The organism is Chryseobacterium sp. R2A-55, assembly GCF_021401085.1.
Taxonomy (GTDB): domain Bacteria; phylum Bacteroidota; class Bacteroidia; order Flavobacteriales; family Weeksellaceae; genus Kaistella.
The window spans coordinates 338417-352492 of the sequence record NZ_JACBFP010000001.1 but is presented as its reverse complement, the minus strand read 5'-3'; the positions used below and the strand labels follow the sequence as shown (position 1 = coordinate 352492).

Genomic DNA, 14076 nt, shown 5'->3' with positions numbered 1-14076 from the left:
TCAGTCAGCTTTATATTTTCCCGTACTTACTTCTGCAGTGGTGAAAACCGCCGGAATTCCTGGTTCGGACTTTTTTTGATAAATTTGCCTATATTTAATTTCATGGATCCTAAACAAAAAGAACTTAATCTAACTACGATTAAGGAAGTTTTAAGGCAATATCTTCACGAGAAAAATTTCAGGAATACCCCCGAAAGATATACTATTTTGGAAGAAATCTACAATATGGACCACCACTTTAATGTGGATGATCTCTACATTTTGATGATGCAGAAAAAATACCACGTCTCCAAAGCGACGATTTATAATACTATTGAAATTTTCCTGGACGCCGGATTGATCAGAAAACACCAGTTTGGGGAAAAAACACTGACTTCCTCCTCTTACGAAAAATCATATTTTGATAAGCAGCACGATCATTTGGTGATCTACAAAAAAGATTCGGACAAAGAAATCCAGGAAATTATTGAATTTTGTGATCCCCGAATTCAGGGAATTAAAGACGCAATTGAAAATGCCTTTGGCGTAAATATTGATTCCCACTCACTTTATTTCTACGGAACCAAAAAGGATTAATGAAAAATTTTTTCGCCTTATTTTTATTGATTGGGTTTAATGTTTTTGCGCAGATTACCACTCAGCCGAAAGATGTTCTGGTAAAGGATCCGTATTTCAATACTGCACAGAATCAACCTCAAGGTGAAAAAGTGCGCCTGATCCATTCTGATTTTTTTCAGAAAACTCCGGATAAGTATGGCGGAAATCCGTTTTTTTCAGGGAATGTGCAGTTTGAGCATCAAGGTTCACTTCTTTCTGCGGATGAGGTGATTTTTTATGAGGCGCAAAACTTCGTAAAAGCCATAGGAAACGTGAAACTGCAAAACGCAGACGGTTCTGTGATCACTTCCGGTGAAATGGAATATGATGGAAATACCCAGAAAGGTATTGCCAAAAAAAATGTGGTACTGACCGATCCCACGCAAACCATAAAGACCGAAACCATGTATTACGACAGGGTTTCAAATACAGCCTATTTCAATACGGGGGGAACCATTTCCGATGCCACCAATACCATGTACACCAAATCGGCTACTTATGATTTAAGTACAAAAATGATCGATTTTACCGGAAATGTGAAAATCAATAACCCTGATTATACCGTGGAAGGAACCAACATCAAACAAAATCAAAATACCAATACGGCAGATTTTTTTGGACCTACCACCATTACCAACAAGAAAAATCCTGCCAATTTGATCTACACCGAAAGGGGTTCCTATAATATGAACTCCAAAGAGGTTTACTTAAAGAAAAATTCCAGGATTCATTATAACGGGAAAATTCTGACCGGAGACGACATGTATTTCAATCAGATCACCGGGTTTGGGAAAGCAAAAGGAAACGTGACCCTGCGCGATCCGAAAGAAAATCGCTATATGAAAGGAGGTTACGGCGAAATCTATGAAAAGAAAGATTCCGCAATGATGACCGAAAAACCTTACGCCGTAAAAATTCTGGAAAAAGATTCCATGTATTTTTCAGCTCAAAAGCTGATTAGCTACCAGAAAAGCGATGAGAAAGATCCATTGAAGAAGAAGAGCTTCCTCAGAGCGTACCGAAAAGCCAGAATGTTTAAGTCCAATATCCAGATTCGGGCGGATTCTCTGAGTTTTAATGAAACCGACGGAATCATGCACCTTTTCGGAAGTCCAATTGCTTGGAGCGGTGAGAAACAGGTGACCGGAGATAAAATCGAAGCCTATTTTGATACCGAAAAGGAATTCATCGATTCACTGAAAGTGATCGGAAATGCATTTGCCATCAGCAAGGCGGACTCCCTGAATTTGAAAGACGAATTCAACCAGGTGAAAGGAAAACTGATGACCGTTTACTACGACAAAAACGAGATAAAACTGGCAAAAGTCATCGGAAATGCACAGGCAATTACCTATGCAGATGACCAAAACGAGAAAACTAAGGAAGTGGAAAGAATTGGCGTTGCACTTTCAACTTGCGGAACCATCGAGGCAGAATTTGAGGACCGGAAAGTTCAGATCATTTCCTGCAACATCGGGGCCAATACCGATGTCTATCCGATGAGTAAAATTTCCCGGGAAAAAAGGTTCTTCCCGGATTTCAACTGGAACACCAGAGACCGGCTCCGAAAGTGGCAAGACATCTTCATCGACACACCGCAATACGAAGAAATAAAATACGAATCCGACGACAAACTCTACGATGCCGCCCAGAAAGCGATCAACGACGCGAAAGCCAAAGAAGAAGCGAAGAAACCGAAAAGAGTCCGGAAGTGATTTTTTACGGAGTACGTTTGTTCGTCACTTTTTTGAATTCAATGGCTGAAGTGCACAAATTTCAATTTGGCCGAAAATTTCCGTTGGAGTTCAATCTGTGCAGCATAAACTTAAGACTTGCATCCGGATCCACAGGAACCACCTTTTTAAATCATTATCATGAAAACAGATTTCTTTAAATACCAAGCTCAGACCACTACTTTCGCCGCGGGTTTTGAAGTGGAAAAAGCCGAAGGCAGTTATATTTACGGAACCGATGGGAAAAAACACCTCGATTTCGTGGCAGGAGTTTCTGCAAATACTTTGGGACATTCCCACCCAAAGATTGTTGAAGCCATAAAAACTCAGGCTGAAAAATACCTGCATGTAATGGTTTACGGTGAATATGCCCAGGAAATGCCGGTGAAACTCTGCAAACTCTTGGCAGATTCCACACCCGAACCGCTTCAAGTGACTTATCTCGTGAACTCCGGTGCAGAAGCGATTGACGGAAGTCTGAAACTTGCAAAAAGATATACCGGCAGAGAGGAAATTATTTCCTTCAAAAATTCTTACCACGGAAATACGCACGGCGCTTTGTCGGTTTCCGGAAACGAATACCACAAAAGGGAATTTCGTCCACTTTTGCCTTTAGTGGATTTTATTGAATTTAATGACGAGAAAGATTTAACCAAAATTACCGAAAAAACGGCGTGTGTTCTGATGGAAACCATTCAGGGTGCAGCAGGATTTCTTGTCCCGCAAGATGGTTATCTGAAAAAGCTAAAAAAGAGATGTGAAGAAGTGGGGGCTTTACTGATCCTGGATGAAATTCAACCCGGATTTGGCAGAACCGGAAAGTTGTTTGCATTTGAACATTACGGAGTGGTCCCCGATATTTTGGTAATGGGGAAAGGAATGGGAGGCGGAGTTCCGGTGGGAGCTTTTATGAGTTCCAAAGAAATTATGGACTCGCTTTCTCATTCGCCGAAACTGGGACACATCACTACTTTTGGGGGAAATCCGCTGATTGCGGCTGCGAGCTATGCCACTTTGAAAGAGGTTCTGGAAAGCGGTTTGATGAACGAAATTGAGGAAAAGGAAAAACTGTTCCGCGAACTCTTGGTACATCCAAAAATTAAGAATATCAATGGACGGGGGTTAATGTTGGCCGTGAACCTCGGAACTCCGGAATTTACCTTGGATGTCGCGAAACGTTGCATGGAAAAGGGATTGATTGTTTTCTGGCAGTTGTACCGAAATGAATACCTCAGGATTTCGCCGCCCTTAACAATTTCTATAAACGAAATCAGGGAAGGATGCCAAATTATTTTGGACGTTTTAAACGAGACTGAAAAATGAAAAAAGTCTTCTACCTAAAATCCTGCAACACTTGCCAAAAAATCCTGAAACAATTTGATTTGCGGGATTGGCAACTTCGTGAAATAAAATCCGATCCGGTTAAGGAAGAGGAGCTTGTGGAAATGTATCGGTTGGCAAAATCGTATGAAGCGCTTTTCAGCAGAAGATCTACCCAGATCAAATCCCGCGGAATCGATTTGAAGTCTTTAAGCGAAAAGGATTTTAAGGAACTCCTTCTGGATCATTACACTTTTCTGAAAAGACCGGTTTTCTTGACAGAAGATGAGATTTTTATTGGAAATGATCAAGGCAATGTGGAAGCTTTGAGGAACTTTTTGGGTTAATGTAAACTAAACTGTGTTACAGTTTAAAACATCGGGTAAAAGCCTTTGAGCCCTGTTTTTTTATTGAAAATAACTCTTTGCTGGCGAAACCCACCGAATAAAACGCATCGGAAGTAACGGGCTTGATTTCTAAATCTCAAACTTCTCCGTAATTTCGCCACAAAGATCCTTCACGAACAATTCTGCGAAGGTTTCGGTATATTTTGGATTATCCAAGAGGTGCATCGCTTTGGTAATCGCACTTTCAGCCGTGATATCATGTCCGCTGACCGCTCCGATTTCCCTGAAAATATTGGAATTCGAATATTTGCCAAAACTGATTCCTCCCGAAATACACTGCGAAACCACCACGATATCCGTCCCGCGTTTCCGAAGAAGTTTCAGCGTTTTCCTGGTTTTTTCCGCACTGAAAATCGTTCCCGAACCAAAAACCTGCAAAATCAAAACCTTCATATTGGGGATTTCTGCGAAATGTTCCAGATGCATCCCCGGGAAAATCCGCCAAAATAAAACATCCTGCGAAACATGGTCGTCCACTTCAAATGATACTCCGGGTTTTGGACGGTGTAAAAAATCCTTTTCTATATTCAAATGAACTCCGGATTGCCCCAAAACCGGATAATTCGGCGATCGGTACGCATCAAAAAACTCTGCAGAATACTTCAAGGTGCGGTTTCCACGCAGCAGCTTGTACTCAAAATAAACAGCAACTTCCTGAATCACCGCCTCATCATTTTCATACAGACTCGCATAATATAGGCTGGTCAGCAAATTCTCCTTCGCATCGGTCCGCAAATCCCCGATGGGAAGTTGGGAACCCGTCAAAATCACAGGCTTCCGCAAATTTTTCAGCATGAAACTCAGCGCAGAGGCGGTGTAAGACATCGTATCTGTTCCGTGCAGAATCAGAAAACCATCGTATTTATCGTAATTTTTCCCGATATAATTCGCGATAAGTTTCCATTCATTCGGTCCCATATCTGATGAATCGAGCGGATTCTTGAATGGATGAACTGAAACTTCGCACTCAAGAGGCTTCATTTCTGGAATCTTCTTAAAAATATTCCCAAAATCAAACGCCTGAAGACTTCCGGTTTCGTAATTTTTTTCCATCCCGATCGTTCCGCCGGTGTAGATCAGTAGCACTTTTCGTTTCATGAACCCAAATTTAAACCTTTTAATAGAATTGTAAAAATGTTTTTGGTGGGGTGCCTTTATCTGTCTTCAGCTCCCACCTCAAAGCTTCAGGACGTTGCGCTTAGTCCGGCGCGTAGATGAGGAATACTTCTGGGAGGTTTACTGCAAACAAAAATTACGCTAATTTTGAAAAATGAAAGACCACGAAACCTTCCAATACCTAAAACAATTCCTTACTTCTGAAAGAATACAGAAAATCGAACATTTTGCTCAGGAAAGTTCAGATTTCGTTTTGCCTGTAATGGAAGACGTTTACCAATACCGAAATGCCGCCGCAATCGTTCGTTCGGTGGAAGCTTGCGGTTTTCACAAGATTGTTGCCATGGAGAACCAAAACGTTTTCCATCCAAATCTTAGGGTAACCAAAGGTGCAGAAACCTGGGTAGAGGTAGAAAAATTGCCACATCATTTGGATTCGCTGAAGGAGATCAGAAACCGCGGGTATAAAATCGTGGCGGTTTCTCCCGAAAAAAATGCCAGGTTGCTCCCGGAATATGAAATTACCGAGCCGCTCGCATTGGTTTTCGGAACTGAACTGGAAGGCGTTTCGGAAGAAATCCTGGATTTCGCCAACGAAACTCTGGCGATTCCGATGTACGGATTCACCAAGAGCTTTAATGTTTCTGTGGCGGCGGCGATCTGCTTTTATGAACTGAAGCAGAAACTCCTCAGATCAAATATCGACTACAAACTTTCAGAAGAAAAACTCCTGAAAATGAAAATTCGCTGGGCAGTGAACTCCATCAGAAGCGGTGAGGAAATTCTGAAAAAGTATCTTTTGGAATCAAATAATTAACCTAGTTCTTTTTCGATAAACCCTTTCAAAACAGGTAGCGCACTCACCGCAATCTCTTTTGCGGAAGTGAGCATGGTTATGGTTTGATGCGATTTAATTTCCTGCAAGAAATCTGGAAAATCGGGATTCTCTTTCAATTCCGCCAGATATTTTTTGCTGAATTCTTTAAAATCAATCTCCTTTCCGTGATAGGCTTTACGCAGTTCGGTGGAAGGTGAAATTTCCTTTGCCCACCAGTCAATATGGGCATCTTCCTTGCGGATTCCTCTCGGCCAGAGTCGGTCCGCCAAAATCCGTAAACCATCAGATTTATCGGCATCTTCGTAGGTTCGTTTCATTAATATGTTCATTGGGTTTATTTTCACTAAAGTTATTAAAAAACAGACGATTTTTTTTGATTTTAGCAATATCTTTTCAGTGGATATCGGGTCTTGACTAGCCCTGACCGAACGGCATGTTTGAGCTCTTTTTTGGTGGCTTCGGTACTTCGGGAGTCTCTGTTACCATCAACCACCAAAAAAAGCGAGTAGTGAGGGCAGGTTCCCGGCTCCTGAAAAACATCATGCGAACTCCTCTGTTCTTACCATAAATCAATAGGTTATGAATATAGAGGCCGTATCTTTGTATGATAAAATTGAAGTACTACCAAATAAATGTGACTGATATGAAAACAGTATTGCACAAAGCAGCGAGCAGGGGATTTGCGGACCACGGTTGGTTAAAATCCCACCATACTTTTAGTTTTGCCAACTATTACCATCCTGAAAGAATGAATTTCGGTGTTCTTCGGGTGCTTAATGATGATATGGTGGAATCTGGAATGGGTTTCGGAACGCATCCGCACCGGGACATGGAAATTATTTCGATTCCGCTGGAAGGAGATTTGGAACACAAAGATTCCATGGGAACCACCGCCGTGATTAGGAAAGGAGAAATCCAGGTGATGAGTGCCGGAACCGGCGTGATGCACAGCGAATACAACAGGAATACCGATGAAGCGGTGAAATTCCTGCAGATTTGGGTGATTCCGAATAAGATGAATGTGACTCCGAGATATGATCAGATCAGTATTAAGGAAAATGCAAAACCAAATGATTTTCAACAGATTCTTTCTCCAAATGCTGATGACGAGGGAGTTTGGATTCACCAGGATGCGTGGTTTAATCTGGCGAATTTTGAAAAGGGCGTTTCCAAAGAATACCGTTTGCACAAAAAAGGGAACGGCGTTTACGTTTTCGTTTTGAAAGGCGCTGCAAAAATCGGAGACCAAATCCTGGAAACGAGAGACGGTTTTGGAATTTGGGATACAGATGCATTCACGCTGGAAGCTACCGAAGATTCGGAAATCCTTTTGATGGAAGTTCCCATGGAAATTTAAATAATTAGTAAATTTGAGCCCTCTGTCAATACCGGATTTTGGGGTTGGCAAAATTTGTAGTCAATCTCAACCTTAAATTTCGTTTACCCTATGAAAATTATCGCCTTTGCTGGAAGCAATTCGGATGTTTCGATCAATAGACAACTCGTGACTTTCGCCTCAAGTTTTTTTGAAAAACACCTGATAGAAATTCTAGATTTGAACGATTACGAAATGCCTATTTACAAGAACGAAAGAGAAATCGAAAACGGGATTCCGCAGCTGGCGCACGATTTCGCCGCGAAAATAGATTCTGCAGATTTGCTATTATTGTCTTTAGCGGAAAATAACGGTGCTTATTCCGCAGCGTTTAAGAATATTTTCGACTGGGTTTCACGGATTCGTGGGCGAAAAGTTTTTGGCGAAAAACCCATGTTTTTGATGGCAACTTCGCCCGGAAAAAGAGGGGGTGCAAGTGTTTTGGAAATCGCCTCAAAGCGTTTCCCCTTTGATGGTGCTAAAGTTTTGGAAACATTTTCACTTCCTTCCTTCAATGAGAATTTTGATTCCGGAAAAGGAATTGTAGACGATGAAAAGTTGAAGGAAATTAAGGAAAAGATAGATCAGATAAAGTCAAATTTTTAGAAAGAAAAACCGGATTGAATTTCAGTCCGGTTTTTGAGTCTATTTTTTTTGTCTATCCTCTCTTAAACATTCCAACCAATTTCTTGAATCCCAAAAATACCGGAACCATGAGCAAACCTCCGGCAATTCCGAGAAGAGCCTGTTTCAGGGTGGCAGGAAAATCGGGTAACAAATGGTGAATAAAATCGATGTTGTGGTTGAATATTCCTCCGGCAACCAAAATCAGGGCGATCGTTCCAATAATTCCCAGTGTTTTAATTACAACCGGCAATGCTTTCACCAAAAGTTTTCCAAGCGAGCCGATCATTCCCTTGTTTTTTGACTTCCGGATCAATCCGTAACCGGCGTCATCCATTCTCACGATCATGGCCACGATTCCGTAAACACCTACCGTCGCCAGTATCGCAACAATCGAAACGGTGATGATCTGAATCGCTAAACTTTGATCTAAAACGGAACCTAAAGCAATGATCACAATTTCAATCGACAGAATAAAATCGGTCAGGATTGCGGATTTTATTTTTGATTTTTCTTCGTTTTCGACTTCTGCTAATGGTTTTTCAATTTTTTCAATGACTTTTGGTGCGGTTTTTTCGGTCTCTTTTTTATGGAACAGATATTCGATTATTTTTTCAACTCCTTCATAAGCCAGATACAGTCCGCCAACAACCAAAATCACTTTAATCGCCGGTGGATAAAGCCATTGAAGAAAAAAGGCAATGGGCAGAATAATCAACTTGTTGATGAACGAACCTTTCATAATTGCCAATAAAACAGGAATTTCCCGGGAAGATAAAAATCCGGTGGCTTTCTCCGCGTTTACAGCGAGATCGTCACCCAAAATCCCCGCCGTTTGTTTGGTGGCCACTTTCGAGGTCACTGCTATATCATCCATTAAGGCTGCAATATCATCAAGTACCGCAAAAAAACCTGAAGCCATAATTCATCTTTATTGAAGCAAAAATAATTATTTCTATGGACAAAATCGTGCTATTTTGTGTAAAAGGATTTCCTGGACTCATTAAAAAACCTTAATTTCGCACAACCGAATTTTAAGAAAAATGAAAGCGCTGAAATCATTTTCGATAGAAGAGATATTCCAAAATTTTGGAAACGGAATCTGCGCCACCACAAAGAAATTATGAGCCGACGTCTGTAAGATGGTCGGCTTTTTTATTTAAAATTCTGAAGAATCTGAAACCTGGAATCTACCTGTCTGCAGACAGGCTTGAAACTTGAAAATTAAAACAAAATGAATACCTACAAATCCGCCGGAGTAGATAAAGAAGAAGGCTACAAAACCGTAGATAAAATAAAATCGGCAGTTGCCGAAACTCATAACAGAAATGTATTAAACAACCTCGGAAGTTTTGGTGCATTCTATGAAATTGCCGGGTACAAAAATCCGGTTTTGGTTTCCGGAACTGATGGTGTGGGAACCAAACTGAAAGTGGCGTTAGATACCAAAAACTACGGGTCCATCGGAATTGACTGTTTTGCCATGTGTGCGAACGACATCGTTTGTCATGGTGCGAAACCGCTATTTTTCCTGGATTATTTGGCTTGTGGGAAGTTGGATTCAGAGATCGCCGCAGAGATCGTGATGGGAATGGTGAAAGCCTGCAAAGACAACGAATGTGCACTCATTGGTGGCGAAACTGCCGAAATGCCCGGAATGTATAATCCGGGAGATTATGATGTTGCGGGATTTTGCGTGGGAATCGTAGAAAAGGACCAGATTATTGATGGTTCCAAAATTAAGAAAGGTGACAAAATCATCGCTTTGCCGAGTTCCGGATTTCACAGCAACGGATTTTCACTGGTCAGAAAGATTTTTCCCGATTTCAACGAGAAATTTGAAGGAAAACCCATCCACGAAACACTTCTGGTTCCAACGAAGCTTTATTATCAGGACATCAAAAAACTGATCGGCAATATAGAAATCAGCGGGATCGCTCATATCACAGGAGGCGGACTCATTGAAAATGTTCCGAGAATTATTCCAAACGGACTTTGCGCTAAAATTCAGGAATCAAAAATCAAAGTTCCTTCCATCATGCTCGAACTGGAAAAACGTGGAAATATAGAAAGGATGGAAATGCACGGAACGTTCAATATGGGAGTCGGAATGATTGTGGTGGTAGATCCGGCTAGCTCAGGAAAAGCACTGGAATTAATTGACGGCGCCTACGAAATTGGAGAAATTGTGGAGGATTCAGAGCAAAAAATCTTAATGTAACCATTGTAGAAATCTAAGTCTTTACCCTTCACGAAAATCCGAATTTATCTTGATTGAAATATTTCTACATTGATAATCGGTACATTAAAAAATGAAGAACATCGTCGTATTAATCAGCGGTTCCGGAACCAATCTACAGCGTATCGTAGATTGCATCGCGAGTGGAGAAATTCCGGATGCGAAAATTTCAATGGTCATCGCCGATCGTGAATGTTTCGGATTGCAGCGGGCTGAAAATGCCGGGATTCAGAATTATTTGATCAAAAGAGGAAAATCCTTTTCAGAAAACCTGAAAAAAATTCTGCCAGAAAATACGGATTTGATTGTTCTTGCAGGTTTTCTTTCGATTTTAGACAAAGAATTCTGCGAAAATTTCAGGGGAAAAATCATCAACATTCATCCGGCACTTTTGCCCAAATTTGGCGGCAAAGGAATGTGGGGAATGAATGTTCACCAAGCAGTGATCGAATCCCCGGAAAAACAGAGTGGCGCAACCGTTCATTTCGTGACTTCCGGGATTGACGAAGGCGAAATCATCCTTCAAAAATCTTTGGAAATCGGAGAGAATGAAACAGCGGAAAGTTTGGCGGAAAAAGTCCATCAAATAGAATACGAGATTTTTCCGAAAGCGATTAATTTAGTTTTGATGGACTCGTAACCTTTAGTGTGATGAACCCTGGGTGAAACTTAGGGAGCAATGAAAGTAATAAAAAGTAAAATAAAATGTCAAAGAAAAGAGCATTAATCAGTGTTTCCGATAAATCCGGACTTATTGATTTCGCTAAATTTTTAGAAAAGAACAACTACGAACTCATCTCCACTGGTGGTACTTTCAAACATTTGAAAGACGCAGGATTAAATCCAATCCAGATTGATGAAGTTACCAATTTCCCGGAAATGTTGGATGGAAGAGTAAAAACCCTGCACCCAAAAGTTCACGGCGGTTTATTGGCGGTACGGACCAATGAGGAACACATGAAAACCGTTCAGGAACACGGAATCGGATTGATTGATATGGTTATTGTGAATCTTTATCCGTTTTTTGAAAATGCCAGTTCCAATATTTCTTTGGATGAAAAAGTTGAATTTATCGATATCGGCGGACCGTCCATGTTGCGTTCTGGAGCGAAGAATTTCAATTCGGTAACCGTGATTACGGATGTGGAAGATTACGAAAAAGTAAAACAGGAAATCTCCGAAACAGGAAATACCACTTTAGAAACAAGAAAAAAACTCGCTGGAAAGGTTTTCAATCTGACTTCTGCTTATGATGCAGCGATTTCGAAAATGCTTTTGGATGAAGAATTTCCGCAGTATCTGAATGCTTCCTACAAAAAGGTCACCGATTTGCGCTATGGCGAAAATCCACACCAAACCGCAGCTTATTATGTTTCCACCACGGAAAGCGGATCGATGAAGGATTTCGAAATTCTTGGTGGGAAAGAGCTTTCTTTCAATAATCTTCGGGACATGGATCTGTGTTGGAAGGTGGTGAACGAGTTCAAAAACGAGATGGCTTGCTGTGCGGTGAAACATTCTACCCCATGTGGAGTTGCAATCGGAAACTCGCCTCTGGAAACCTATCAGAAAACTTTCGACTGTGATCCGGTTTCGATTTTCGGTGGAATTATCGGTATGAATTTTAAAGTGGATGCAGAAACAGCTGAAGAACTCAACAAAACTTTTCTGGAGATCGTGATGGCAACAGATTTCGACGATGATGCACTGGAAATTTTGCGCAAAAAGAAAAACCTTAGAATCATTAAAATCAAAAATCCGGTTTCGGATCCACAAACCTGGGTAAAAATCGACGGCGGAATCTTGGTTCAGGACAATGACCATGGTTTTTCAAACGATATCAGAGTGGTGACCGGAATCCAGCCCACCGAAGAACAAAAGAAAACACTTTTGTTTGCGCAAAGAGTAGTGAAATATGTGAAATCCAATGCGATAGTGGTTTCCAACGGAATTCAGGCATTGGGAATCGGCGGCGGACAGGTTAACCGGATTTGGGCAACGCAACACGCCGTGGAAAGGGCAAAAGAGAAATTTTCCGGTGATTTGGTTTTGGCTTCGGATGCATTTTTCCCATTCCGGGATGTAGTCGATTTTTGTGCGGAAGAAGGGATCAAAGCCATCATTCAACCCGGTGGAAGTGTGAAAGATCAGGATTCCATCGATGCAGCAAATGAACATCAGATTCCGATGGTCTTCACTGGAATGAGACACTTTTTGCACTAAATTGGTACAGATGGTGCAACGAGTGCAGGTTGCAATGGTTTCCTTGGATGGTGTGGAAGATTTCTCGCCCAAAAGCAAAGAAAGGACAGAGTCATTAAGACCCGATGAAGTCGGTGAGGAATACAGCTAAATAGGTGAAAAATGGAAGCAATTCCAGTCAATAACAACGATAGCGATCTGGAAATTGTTTCTTATTTTTTGCTCAGAAAACCCATTTTCGCAGTGAGTAATATCAATTGAACGAGAGAAATCAGATTTGCTGCACCAAAAACAGTTTGCACTTTCTAGTTCAAAACATTAAATTTGTATAAATAATAAAATAAACTTTTATGAGAGTTTTAATTGTAGGAAATGGCGGAAGGGAATCTGCTCTTGCTGTAAAGTTAAGAGAAGACAGCAGGATTTCAAAACTGTATTTTGCAAAGGGAAATGCCACCACAGATAAATTGGGGCAGAATGTATATGAGGAAGATGTGGTAGAATTGCGGAATTTCGCCATCAAGGAAAGGATTGATTTAACCATCGTAGGTCCGGAAGCACCATTGGTTGCAGGAATCGTTGACGAATTCCACAAACACGGGCTCAAAATATTCGGGGCAAAAAAACATGCCGCAGAACTGGAAGGAAGCAAAGCTTTTTCAAAGAAGTTCATGCAAACCCACCAAATTAAAACAGGGAAAGCCGTTATTTTTGATGCTTATCAGGATGCCATCGACTATGTGAAAACTCAGGAATTCCCATTGGTCATCAAAGCGAGCGGACTTGCCGGTGGAAAAGGCGTGGTGATCGCCAATAATTTGGGAGAGGCAGAATCCACCATCCACAGTTTCATGATCGGTCGTTTATACGGAGACGCCGGAATCCAGGTCGTTGTAGAAGAATATCTAAACGGTTTTGAAGCGTCTATTATCGCATTTTCAAACGGTAAAAAGTTCTTTCCATGTATTCCGGTGAAAGATTACAAAAAAGTAGGGACCGGAGACAAAGGTCCCAATACCGGCGGAATGGGAAGTGTGGCGCCAAGTCCCGAATTTACCGAAGCACATTATAAAGACTTTGAACAGAATATTTTGAACCCAACTTTGAAGGGGCTTCACGCTTCAAATATTCATTTCAAAGGATTTATCTTTTTTGGACTCATGGTGACCGAAAACGGCGTTTACCTTCTGGAATACAACATGAGACTCGGCGATCCCGAAACTCAGGTCATTTTGCCACTGATGGAAAACAAGCTGCTCGATGTAATCAATGATTGCCTCGAAGGAAAAGAGGTGGAACTGAAATTCAGCGACAAAAAAGCGGTCTGTCTTGTGATGGCTTCCGGCGGTTACCCCGGAAAAATCGATACCGGTTATGAAATCAAAAATGTTGAAAAAGCCCATAGCCAAGTACTTTTCTCGGGTGCCCGAAATGTTGGTGACAAAGTCATCACTTCCGGCGGTAGGGTTTTGAGCCTGGTTGCAACCGCTGATTCCTATGAAGAAGCAAGAAATGCGGTTTATGCAGATGCCAAAACCATCAACTTCGATTATGAATATTACAGAGAAGATATCGGCAAATTCTAGATAAAGTGGGGGATTCGTCTCCCATTTTTTATAGTTTTT

At 41.3% G+C, this 14076-nt stretch carries 14 protein-coding genes; 11 read left to right on the top strand and 3 right to left on the bottom strand.

What is annotated here, in order from left to right:
- Positions 1-102: 102 nt before the first annotated feature.
- The 4 genes from L0951_RS01625 (at position 103) to L0951_RS01610 (ending at position 3997) form a co-directional block, all read left to right on the top strand.
- Positions 103-576: a Fur family transcriptional regulator gene (locus L0951_RS01625; RefSeq protein WP_234109031.1), complete on the top strand. Its 474-nt coding sequence runs from the start codon at positions 103-105 to the stop codon at positions 574-576.
- On the top strand, positions 576-2312 hold the full coding sequence (locus L0951_RS01620; protein WP_234109029.1) for an OstA-like protein: 1737 nt from the start codon (positions 576-578) through the stop codon (positions 2310-2312). Before L0951_RS01625 ends, L0951_RS01620 begins: the two co-directional genes overlap by 1 nt.
- A 159-nt stretch (positions 2313-2471) precedes the next feature.
- Positions 2472-3653: an aspartate aminotransferase family protein gene (locus L0951_RS01615; RefSeq protein ID WP_234109028.1), complete on the top strand. Its 1182-nt coding sequence runs from the start codon at positions 2472-2474 to the stop codon at positions 3651-3653.
- Positions 3650-3997, top strand: coding sequence for an arsenate reductase family protein (locus tag L0951_RS01610; protein WP_234109026.1), 348 nt, complete (start codon positions 3650-3652; stop codon positions 3995-3997). The genes L0951_RS01615 and L0951_RS01610 overlap by 4 nt, the downstream gene beginning before the upstream one ends.
- A 129-nt stretch (positions 3998-4126) precedes the next feature.
- Here the strand turns inward: L0951_RS01610 and L0951_RS01605 are convergent, their stop codons facing one another.
- Positions 4127-5155 (bottom strand): asparaginase, encoded by a 1029-nt coding sequence (locus L0951_RS01605; protein ID WP_234109024.1) that lies wholly within the window; start codon positions 5153-5155, stop codon positions 4127-4129.
- Positions 5156-5327: 172 nt separating this feature from the next.
- Between L0951_RS01605 and L0951_RS01600 the strand changes: the two genes are divergently transcribed.
- Positions 5328-5990, top strand: coding sequence for a TrmH family RNA methyltransferase (locus L0951_RS01600; protein WP_234109022.1), 663 nt, complete (start codon positions 5328-5330; stop codon positions 5988-5990).
- Here the strand turns inward: L0951_RS01600 and L0951_RS01595 are convergent.
- Positions 5987-6328, bottom strand: a complete 342-nt coding sequence (locus L0951_RS01595) for a DUF488 domain-containing protein (protein ID WP_317207186.1) — start codon at positions 6326-6328, stop codon at positions 5987-5989. The genes L0951_RS01600 and L0951_RS01595 overlap by 4 nt on opposite strands.
- A gap of 326 nt (positions 6329-6654) precedes the next feature.
- Between L0951_RS01595 and L0951_RS01590 the strand changes: the two genes are divergently transcribed.
- Together L0951_RS01590 and L0951_RS01585 are read left to right on the top strand one after the other, a co-directional pair.
- Positions 6655-7368, top strand: coding sequence for a pirin family protein (locus tag L0951_RS01590; protein ID WP_234109020.1), 714 nt, complete (start codon positions 6655-6657; stop codon positions 7366-7368).
- Positions 7369-7458: 90 nt separating this feature from the next.
- The gene (locus L0951_RS01585) at positions 7459-7992 is read left to right on the top strand and encodes an NADPH-dependent FMN reductase (protein WP_234109018.1); all 534 of its coding nucleotides are present in this window, start codon (positions 7459-7461) and stop codon (positions 7990-7992) included.
- Between the two features lie 52 nt (positions 7993-8044).
- Here L0951_RS01585 and L0951_RS01580 read toward each other — a convergent pair whose 3' ends face one another.
- Positions 8045-8932 carry a DUF808 domain-containing protein gene (locus tag L0951_RS01580; RefSeq protein ID WP_234109016.1) on the bottom strand — a complete coding sequence of 296 codons (888 nt, stop codon included), beginning with the start codon at positions 8930-8932 and terminating at the stop codon, positions 8045-8047.
- 312 nt (positions 8933-9244) lie between these two features.
- On the opposite strand from L0951_RS01580, the gene purM reads away from it, so the two are divergent.
- The 4 genes from purM (at position 9245) to purD (ending at position 14037) form a co-directional block, all read left to right on the top strand.
- A complete protein-coding gene (purM, locus tag L0951_RS01575) occupies positions 9245-10231 on the top strand; it encodes a phosphoribosylformylglycinamidine cyclo-ligase (RefSeq protein WP_234109014.1) in 987 nt (328 codons plus the stop codon).
- Positions 10232-10322: 91 nt separating this feature from the next.
- Positions 10323-10889 carry a phosphoribosylglycinamide formyltransferase gene (gene purN, locus L0951_RS01570; protein ID WP_234109012.1) on the top strand — a complete coding sequence of 189 codons (567 nt, stop codon included), beginning with the start codon at positions 10323-10325 and terminating at the stop codon, positions 10887-10889.
- Between the two features lie 65 nt (positions 10890-10954).
- Positions 10955-12472, top strand: coding sequence for a bifunctional phosphoribosylaminoimidazolecarboxamide formyltransferase/IMP cyclohydrolase (purH, locus tag L0951_RS01565; protein ID WP_234109011.1), 1518 nt, complete (start codon positions 10955-10957; stop codon positions 12470-12472).
- A 329-nt stretch (positions 12473-12801) separates the two neighbouring features.
- Entirely contained in the window at positions 12802-14037 is a 1236-nt protein-coding gene (gene purD / locus L0951_RS01560) for a phosphoribosylamine--glycine ligase (protein ID WP_234109007.1), read from the top strand.
- Positions 14038-14076: the final 39 nt, after the last annotated feature.

What these genes read in the sequence shown, in the direction of transcription:
- L0951_RS01595 (WP_317207186.1), bottom strand. Translation starts at nt 6,328, where the DNA reads ATGAAACGAACCTACGAAGATGCCGATAAATCTGATGGTTTACGGATT.
- L0951_RS01615 (WP_234109028.1), top strand. Translation starts at nt 2,472, where the DNA reads ATGAAAACAGATTTCTTTAAATACCAAGCTCAGACCACTACTTTCGCC.
- L0951_RS01590 (WP_234109020.1), top strand. Translation starts at nt 6,655, where the DNA reads ATGAAAACAGTATTGCACAAAGCAGCGAGCAGGGGATTTGCGGACCAC.
- purN (WP_234109012.1), top strand. Translation starts at nt 10,323, where the DNA reads ATGAAGAACATCGTCGTATTAATCAGCGGTTCCGGAACCAATCTACAG.
- L0951_RS01585 (WP_234109018.1), top strand. Translation starts at nt 7,459, where the DNA reads ATGAAAATTATCGCCTTTGCTGGAAGCAATTCGGATGTTTCGATCAAT.
- L0951_RS01620 (WP_234109029.1), top strand. Translation starts at nt 576, where the DNA reads ATGAAAAATTTTTTCGCCTTATTTTTATTGATTGGGTTTAATGTTTTT.
- L0951_RS01610 (WP_234109026.1), top strand. Translation starts at nt 3,650, where the DNA reads ATGAAAAAAGTCTTCTACCTAAAATCCTGCAACACTTGCCAAAAAATC.
- L0951_RS01605 (WP_234109024.1), bottom strand. Translation starts at nt 5,155, where the DNA reads ATGAAACGAAAAGTGCTACTGATCTACACCGGCGGAACGATCGGGATG.
- L0951_RS01600 (WP_234109022.1), top strand. Translation starts at nt 5,328, where the DNA reads ATGAAAGACCACGAAACCTTCCAATACCTAAAACAATTCCTTACTTCT.
- purH (WP_234109011.1), top strand. Translation starts at nt 10,955, where the DNA reads ATGTCAAAGAAAAGAGCATTAATCAGTGTTTCCGATAAATCCGGACTT.
- L0951_RS01580 (WP_234109016.1), bottom strand. Translation starts at nt 8,932, where the DNA reads ATGGCTTCAGGTTTTTTTGCGGTACTTGATGATATTGCAGCCTTAATG.
- L0951_RS01625 (WP_234109031.1), top strand. Translation starts at nt 103, where the DNA reads ATGGATCCTAAACAAAAAGAACTTAATCTAACTACGATTAAGGAAGTT.
- purD (WP_234109007.1), top strand. Translation starts at nt 12,802, where the DNA reads ATGAGAGTTTTAATTGTAGGAAATGGCGGAAGGGAATCTGCTCTTGCT.
- purM (WP_234109014.1), top strand. Translation starts at nt 9,245, where the DNA reads ATGAATACCTACAAATCCGCCGGAGTAGATAAAGAAGAAGGCTACAAA.